The sequence below is a fragment of the Pseudoalteromonas holothuriae genome (assembly GCF_945859825.1).
In the GTDB taxonomy this organism is placed as follows: Bacteria; Pseudomonadota; Gammaproteobacteria; order Enterobacterales; family Alteromonadaceae; genus Pseudoalteromonas; species Pseudoalteromonas holothuriae.
The window spans coordinates 1-8,328 of record NZ_CAMAPC010000040.1; the positions used below are offsets into that span (position 1 = coordinate 1).

General features: G+C 34.4%; 6 protein-coding genes. 4 read left to right on the plus strand and 2 right to left on the minus strand.

The features are described from left to right. Positions 1-69 precede the first annotated feature (69 nt). Positions 70-216, minus strand: coding sequence for an IS66 family insertion sequence element accessory protein TnpB (tnpB, locus tag OCI93_RS20575; protein WP_261627214.1), 147 nt, complete (start codon positions 214-216; stop codon positions 70-72). Between the two features lie 889 nt (positions 217-1,105). Beyond that, positions 1,106-1,867 carry a glycosyltransferase family 2 protein gene (locus OCI93_RS20580; RefSeq protein ID WP_261627215.1) on the minus strand — a complete coding sequence of 254 codons (762 nt, stop codon included), beginning with the start codon at positions 1,865-1,867 and terminating at the stop codon, positions 1,106-1,108. 753 nt (positions 1,868-2,620) lie between these two features. Here OCI93_RS20580 and OCI93_RS20585 point away from each other — a divergent pair. The 4 genes from OCI93_RS20585 to OCI93_RS20600 all read left to right on the plus strand — a co-directional run. Then, positions 2,621-3,415, plus strand: coding sequence for a glycosyltransferase (locus tag OCI93_RS20585; RefSeq protein WP_261592424.1), 795 nt, complete (start codon positions 2,621-2,623; stop codon positions 3,413-3,415). A gap of 252 nt (positions 3,416-3,667) precedes the next feature. Continuing rightward, complete coding sequence (locus tag OCI93_RS20590) at positions 3,668-4,540, plus strand: aspartyl/asparaginyl beta-hydroxylase domain-containing protein (protein ID WP_261627216.1); 873 nt, start codon at positions 3,668-3,670, stop codon at positions 4,538-4,540. A 359-nt stretch (positions 4,541-4,899) separates the two neighbouring features. Beyond that, positions 4,900-6,609: a cyclic peptide export ABC transporter gene (locus tag OCI93_RS20595; protein ID WP_261627217.1), complete on the plus strand. Its 1,710-nt coding sequence runs from the start codon at positions 4,900-4,902 to the stop codon at positions 6,607-6,609. A 190-nt stretch (positions 6,610-6,799) separates the two neighbouring features. Continuing rightward, positions 6,800-8,328: condensation domain-containing protein (locus tag OCI93_RS20600; RefSeq protein WP_261627218.1), on the plus strand; the 1,529-nt coding region annotated here is incomplete at its 3' end.

Sequence of the window (8,328 nt, forward strand, 5' to 3'; positions counted from 1 at the left end):
AACAGTTAAATAAATTGACTGATGATGATCAGTTAAGCTAATTTAAAAACGGCTCTACAAAATGATAAATCAAGTGATCAAAGCTGATGAGAATCGGTGATCAAAGTCATGAGAATGCGCATCTTGCTCAACAATTGCTGCGAGGCCATTGATAGATTTGCGAAAATCTACAGGCTGGCGATATAGTAACACGCTATCAATATTCCAAATGATCATGTTAAGGCCTTGAGTAAATGAGCTAGTCAGGTAGGATCTGTCGCTGCAGGGAACTCTAGCTTTATCTGTCCGATTGAAAGAGTCATGGCAGCAAAGGCTGGTGAGGATGGCTGTGTGCACTTGGTTTTGCAGCCACAAACTGGCTAGGTGCTTGCTCAGCACGCAACTTATAAAATGTTTTGGTATTGAGTTCAAGCTGCTGTCAAAACTCGGCGACGGATAGCTTGCTTTGAGCATGTTGCTTTATAAGCAGTTGCCACTGCTCAGCGGTTTTATGTTTAGGCATGGTATGCTCCGAATTGAGATAAGAGCTTTACTTTATGAGCCTGTAGCCTGTGGTTTAGACGACGCTTACGAAAAACTTGGAAACGTATACGGAGCCTCTCTCTCAGTGGTGTATCTTGAGATACCATTTACCCCCATAGACGACTAGTTAAGCAAGGCGGAATAGATGCGCTAAGGCGGCAAGAGACTCCTGATTTAAAGCATAAAAACAGACCAGAAGAAGAGCTCGAGAAAGCTGTTATCGACTTCAGACTTAAAAACTCTCATCTAGGCCAAGCTCAAATTTCTTGTCAGCTTAAAGCGAATATGGATATTGAAATTAGCCCCTATGGAGTACGCCAGATATGGTTGAGAGAAAATATGAACCCTACAGCACTCAGGTTGGCTAGGTTGGAATTGCTTCCCAAGTCGGCATGAGTTGCCAACTTGGGCTGACATTGATAATGTTGATACGTCAAAGTCGCTTGGTAATCACACTAATACATATGAGCTACTACAAGTAAAATCATTGCTTATTTGTGGATATTATATAGCGTTTGATGTCCAGCCATCGCGTTGGCTATCTAATTCATTCAATTGCTATCTATTAGTTCGCTCCAGGATGTTAAAGTTGTTTGTATTTATGCTCTACTATATCACCTGTATAAAACATGGTCTTTCCTTGTGTTATGCAGTTCAGTGAAAATATGACGTCTTCACCAAAGGTAATTGATTCAGCCCACTCTTTCCCTTCTAACGCGCTCTTTATCAAAGCTTCATGATCTGGGTTTGTAAAACAATCTGAAAATGAAATACTAAAACAACTTTTGCTTATCAGGCTGCAACCCATTCCTACAATTTGAACGGGTTGCGCAACGCTATTTTTTTTGTCTGATAAGTCTACAATATTTAGTTCACCATTTTTTAAAGTGCATATTGCTGGATAACCTAGCCAAACAACTTCATAAGCTGAGACTGTAATATCGTGCCCAAGGTCAGCTGCTCGAAGCAGGTTGTAGATTGAATTTGAGTTGAGCAAAATATCCGAATCAATGAACAATACATAATCATCATTGTTTGCCACAGCTTTTTTCATAGCAAAATTCCGCTTTTTTGCAATTGCAGCTAGGTTATGGCGTGCATAAATCTCGTAAGAGTCAACGCACTCTATTTTAATAGAGAGTGTCGATTCTTGTTTTAACCTTGACCAGTTATCAATTGCTATCAAATCGGTAATTCTGGGCATAACTAAAATGCTAAAATCAGTTGGATAAATCTCTTTATTGTTAACGTATTCAATAGCTGCTTGTATGGCTTTGAAACATTCATTGATGAGCGGCGAGTCTCTGTCAGTTATTGGTATAGCGATTAGTACTCTTTTAGGCATAAAAACTCCATTACTATGTAGTAGATTGATTGACGTGACTAAAAATTAAACTAGTCTCATTTCTATTTTTATATATTTAATATATTCCGATGCTGTATTCATAGTTTACTTCATTGTCTTATTTACCTTTACTGGAAATAAGCATTACCATTACAGTTTATAGAATAATATTATCAGAGAGCTGAACTCTGTTACCAGAAGATGTAGTGGTTACTAGTTGTATAGGTATGTTTTTTTTAGTTTTATTGTTGTGTTTTTTTCATCTCCGAGTTGATTAGATTGAATTTTTTGAACTGGTTTTTCTAAAATATTGGAAGGTAAAACCTACAGAACACTCATTAAATCTTTAAATGTTTGGTGTTTGTCATTTTATGCCTAATATTTAGTTAATTATTTGTGGGTTTTTCAGAGGCAACGCAGTTTTATTGTTCAGTTTTTATTATTAATTATTGATGCCATAAATTATTTTATGAATACGTATGCATAGCTGTTTAGTTGAAATAAAGTCAATAATCGTTTGTAATTTTAATAGGTGCTGTGTTATGTTTTAATCTAATTTTTATTCAGGTTGTAAATTTAAAAATATCACAAATTTTAAAATTTCTATGTGGAAAAAGCATCAAGTTATATGGGGTGTTAATAATAATTGATTTAGTGTTATATCCTTCCGTATGGAAATGAATTTTATTTTATTCTTTATTGAAATAAAATAATTTAATTAATAGGTTGAAAACACAAGGTGATAATAATAAAGTGAAAAAGCATGCTGTTGTTACGATTAATATAGGTAAACGCTATAGCAAAATGGCTAGCCTTACTCTCCCTACTCATAAAGCTTATGCAAAGAAAATTGGAGCTGAGTTCGTAGAAATAAAAGAGTTTGATCTTCCTTTTATAGAGTCAGAATACTCCGCATACTGGGCTAAATTTAAATTGTTTGAACTTCTAAGTGAGTACGAAAGAATTATTTTTTTGGATCTTGATACCGTGGTTCAAAAAAATTGCCCGAATCTGTTTGATATAGTAGAAGTAGAGCAGTTTGCTGTGCTTTATGAAACTGATTTTGGTATCGATCAAACTATTGAAATCAATGATATGATACAAAAGATGCCTCAAATTAAGTGGGGTACGGAATACTTCAATGTAGGTGTGATGGTAATGTCAAGTTGCCATAAACCTATTTTCGAGTTCAATGAAGAGTCGCAAGGGGGACTAAAGTACCCAGAGCAAACACTCCTTAATTATAATGTCAATAAACTTGGTTGTGAAGTGTTCCATTTACCTATTCAGTTTAATCACATGTTGTTTCTTAATGTTGATCCATCAGAAAGAATAGATAGTTATATAATTCACTATGCAGGTTTAGCTTCAGAAGTAAAAGATATACTTATTGAAGATGATCTTGAAAAGTTTAAAAGCGGCGGCACACTTATCACCGAGGCCAGCTTGGGCGAATTGATTGTAAAAAAACTGCCAAATGTAAATCCAAATTCAGAAGCTATTTATGGTCGACTTTATAAAGATGATGAAATTGGATTGAGTGTTTAACTTGATAAATTTAAAAGCTTACCTTGGTTATGTAAAAAGGAGCTTTTGAGTAAAAACGCTCAAACTTTGAAATTACTAAGAGAGATGACATTAGAATTTTTATATTCCCCTTAACCTGCTTAGTTTGCTGTCATCATACAGGAAAGGTATGGATTTGCTTTTATTGATAGTACTGAAGGGCAACTATTTTATATCTGTTTCGTAATCGTATTCTAATACAGTGTTAGGACTATATTTTAAGGAGTGAAGGCAATGAAGGAAAGTGCACAAAAAATAGAAATGGATCTTAATCGGGGTGACTTTAGTTCGTTGGTCCGTAGTTTAACACCGCTGTTGGATAAACTGCTCGAACATGATAAGGCTAAAGCGGAATATTTATTAAGGCAATTTGACTTACTGACTTTGGACAACATGCCTGATTGGGGGCATATACTACACCCTGTGGCGACTGAAATCATTCGTCAAACAGAAAATGGGAATGTTAAGTTTTTTGATAATGAAGATTTTTCTTGGATTAAAGAAGCCGAATCTTTGTATTCAGAAGCTTTGAGTGAAGTATTGTTGGCTTTAACTCAAGAAGAAAATATTCCAGCTTTCCAAGAAATTCAGAACGAGCAAACTTACCTGACATCAGACGATAAGTGGAAAGTGATTGTGCTTAAAGGGTATGGAGAATCTATAGAAGATAACATTGCTTTGTTCCCATCCACTATGAAGTTACTAAATAACATACCAGGCTGGGTGTCTGCTATGTATTCAATTCTAAAGCCTGGTAAAAAGATTCTACCTCACACTGGTGTTTACAATGGATTACTACGTTACCACTTGGGAATCAGTGTTCCTGAAAAATGTGCAATTCAAATTGAAGATGAAGTACAAGGTTGGGAAAATGGCAAAAGCTTAGTTTTTGATGATAGCTTTGAGCACTCAGCTTGGAATGAATCTGATAAAACTAGAACTGTTCTCTTTGTAGATTTTCTAAGGCCATTACCTTTCCCTATGGATATACTTAATAAGTGGCTGGTACTTAACATTTTCAGCCAATCTGATTTTATTCAAAATGCCAAAAAGAACTTTTACAAGTATGATTCATTTCAAAAAGAACAAGTTAAGCTAATTGGCTAAATCTTACCTTAGATATTGATAAATAGAAAAGCTTATCTTTCGAGTTTGATCTGTATAAGAATCTTATATTGAATATTAAGCTCCTATTTTACCTCTATAAAAATTCAAATAAAAATTTCGGCTGAGATTTTGATTTCAATTTTATTGAAGTTAAAGCTGAGGGGGCAGAGCTATGCAGGAAAATATTTTTAGTTCTAGCTTTATAATTTAAATTTTCACTTATTATCATCATATATAGCGGCTTTAATATGTTTTTTAAGTGTTGATTAGGTGAGTGTGTAATTTTATTTTTTAGAGGTTTTCAATAGATAATATGGTTTTCAGTTTTTTTGTTTTTAAACTTCTTTTTAGGGGCGTGGATGAGTAGTAATGACTTAAACAATAAAAAAGTTTCTATAACTTCCTTGTTGTTCTCATATTCACCAAAACTATTGATTATAGCAGTTACCATTGGTGCTTTATCAGGTTTCTTTTACAGTCTAATAATTCCGATTATTGTTAACAGTATTCAAGTTAAAGCTAGTGATGAAGTTGAAGTTAATGCTAGTTACTTTCAATCTTATGACTTTATTAATGGTAATGAAGGATGGGTTTTCTTCTTAACCGTTATTATAATACTTTTTACCAAAGCTGCTTCAGTTATTCTTGTTAATAATATCGCCAAATCAGCCACTGCTGAATTAAAGCTAAATATTGTTAAGAGAATTAACAGTATGAAACTTGATGATATGGAAAAGGTAGGATTTTCTCGATTATTGAATTTACTAACTGAGGATGTACTGAGCGTGGCCAATGCTGCTGTAGGTATTCCCGTTATTGTCGTTTCAATAGTAACTATCATAGGTATGTTTAGTTACTTGTTCATATTAAACTCTATTGTTTTTGCGATTGTTATAGTCTCCGTCATATTTGGCATTATTCTTTATCAAACTCCAGTCAGGCTTGTTAGAAGTTCATACGTTAAGTCCCGAGAGTTTAGCGATGTTATTCAAGAGGGCTTAAGGGGTCTAATATTTGGGGCCTTTGAGCTTAAACTAGATAGAAATAAATCTAAAAATTATATAAAAGAAGAAATAGAAATCCCGCTTTTAAAGTCCACAAAATTAGAAAAAATGGCTGATGGAGTTCTTCATTTATCTGCTACTGCAAGTGATCTTTTGTCTTTTTTTATTATTGGATTTCTTGTTTTTGTCTTACCCAGTTATATTCCTTTTCCCAAAGAAGAAAGTGCAGGAATTATTATGGCCCTTCTCTATATAGCTGGCCCTATTGCAACAATATTAGGGATGTTTAGAGAGCTTGAAATAGGTAATATTGCATTGAAACGTATACATGCTTTAGAGTGTTTCGACGGCGAATTATATTGCAACGATTCTCAACCATTACCGGAATGGAATACATATAATGTCAAAGGTGTAAGCTATAAATACTCTAGTAAAAAATTTGATAATTCATTCTCTTTAAAACCTGTTAGTCTCTCATTTAGTCGAAGTCAAATTAATTTCATTGTTGGTGGTAACGGATCTGGTAAGTCCACACTAAGCAAGTTAATTTCATTGCATTATCAATGCAATGAAGGTGAAATTCTTTTTGATAATATGATTGTTGATGAGAGTAATATAGCTTTAGCTAGAGAGCGGATTTCAGTTATATACTCTGATTATTACTTGTTTAGTAAATTGTATAAAAAGCAAAATTTGTCAGATATTGAGAAAGTTAATTTTTATTTGGAAAGCTTAGGTTTATCAGGGAAAACTGATTTTGTTAATGGTTATTTTACTACTACTAAACTGTCTGACGGTCAGCGCCGCAGATTGGCACTTTTAGTTGCTTTAATTGAAGATAAGGATATTTATATTTTTGATGAGTGGGCTGCTGATCAAGATCCAGAATTCAAGAAAATTTTTTATCATCAAATTTTACCAACCATGAAAAAAGACAATAAGTTAGTTATTGTCGTTTCTCACGATGATCGTTATTTCAAATGTGCCGATAGACTAATCTTTATGGATGGAGGAGAACTAGTTGGTATTGAATCAAAAGAAAAAGAATCAGCTACTATGATTTAGTTTTCAAAATATGATGTCGTTTCCCCTTTGATATAGGTGAAAAAATTATATCCTGTTGTAAATATAATTTAGATTTTATGCGTTTTTAATTTGCATTTTAAAGAAATATAACTTCAAGGATGGTTCTGAATTAACTGTTTAAGTTAATAAGTTAATAAGAGTATATATAAGAATAGGTTAATAAATCGTCATGAGTGATCAATTACAATACCCACTTACTTCCCCTCAAGAATTAATATGGATAGACCAAGAACTAAAATCTGAACTGCCTTGTCACAATATTGGTGGTTCAATGCATATCGAAGGGAAGGTTGATTTTGGACGTTTGTGTACCGCCCTTTCAATTCTCATCGATAACAATGATGCATTTCGTTTGGTGTTCAGTAAAACGGAATATGGTGTGACTCAAAGGTTTGAGAATGACATTGACGTGCAATTCGAGCAAGTGGACTTCTCGTCTTTTGATGACGCGCAGCTGCGTGCACAAAAGCATATGCGACAACGACTAAATGAGCCTTTTTCTTTATATAATCATCCACTTTGGAAGGTTGATTGGATCAAAGTCTCAGAAGATGAGGGAATAATTGCTCCGTATTTTCACCATTTAGTGTCAGATGGATTCTCAAGCTACTTATTTTCAACCCGTCTTATTGATATATATCATGCTCTAAATTCCCCTGAAAAACTAAGTAGCTATACATCTTCTTATATTGATTTTATTGAGGCAGATTTAGCATATAAATCTTCGAAGCGTTTTCAAAAAGATAAAGCTTTTTGGTTAGATCGTTTTAATAAGCTGCCTGAGCCGTTGTTTAACACTAAGTCGCTGAACTCCAAAAGTAGCTCGTTCTCTAAGGCCTATTGGTCAATAAAGCGCAGTACATTTTCCGCTGTGACAAAGTTATCTGCGAAGGTTGGTGGTTCTAACACACATTTTTTCCTTGCTGTTATGGCAATTTATTTTTCTAAACTGACGGATAGCAGGGAAGAACTTGCAATTGGAATGCCTGTTCACAATCGAACATCTGCAAGCCAAAAGAAATCAGTAGGTATGTTTTCTTCTATTTTGCCTGTTGTAGTGCCAGTTGTTCCTTCAAATTCGTTTGTCGAGACAATGTTGGGAATTACTTCTCAAATGAGAAGTTTATATAAACATCAACGTTTTCCAGTTTCTGAACTTATGCGTCTATTGCGGTCGACAAGTCATCTAGGAGCTAATTTGTTTGATATATCTTTGTCGGTAGAAGATTATTCAGATGAGTATAGCTTTGAAAATACCAAAACCTATAGAAGACCCCTTAATAATGACTTTGGAGCAAAGCCTCTTGTAATCGCAATTCAAGACTTTGTAAAAGATGATGATGTAATCGCTGAATTTACTTTTGATAATGCATATTTTAGTCATTCACAAATAGAATCACATCTATGTCAGATAGAGAGTTTGGTTATACAGATTCTTGAAAACCCAAACTCTAAAGTCCAAGAGTTCAATTGTTTAGATAATAACTCTGTACATCAACAATTACATAGATGGAACAACACAGAGAGTGCACATGCACATGCACTGATGGTACATCAGCAATTTGAAGCGCAGGTATTGGGAGCGCCTGACAGTATGGCGTTGGTGTTTGAAGGTCAGTCGATGACGTATGCAGCACTCAACTCAAAGGCGAATCAGCTGGCGCATTATTTAATCGCTCAAGGGGTGAAGCCAGACAC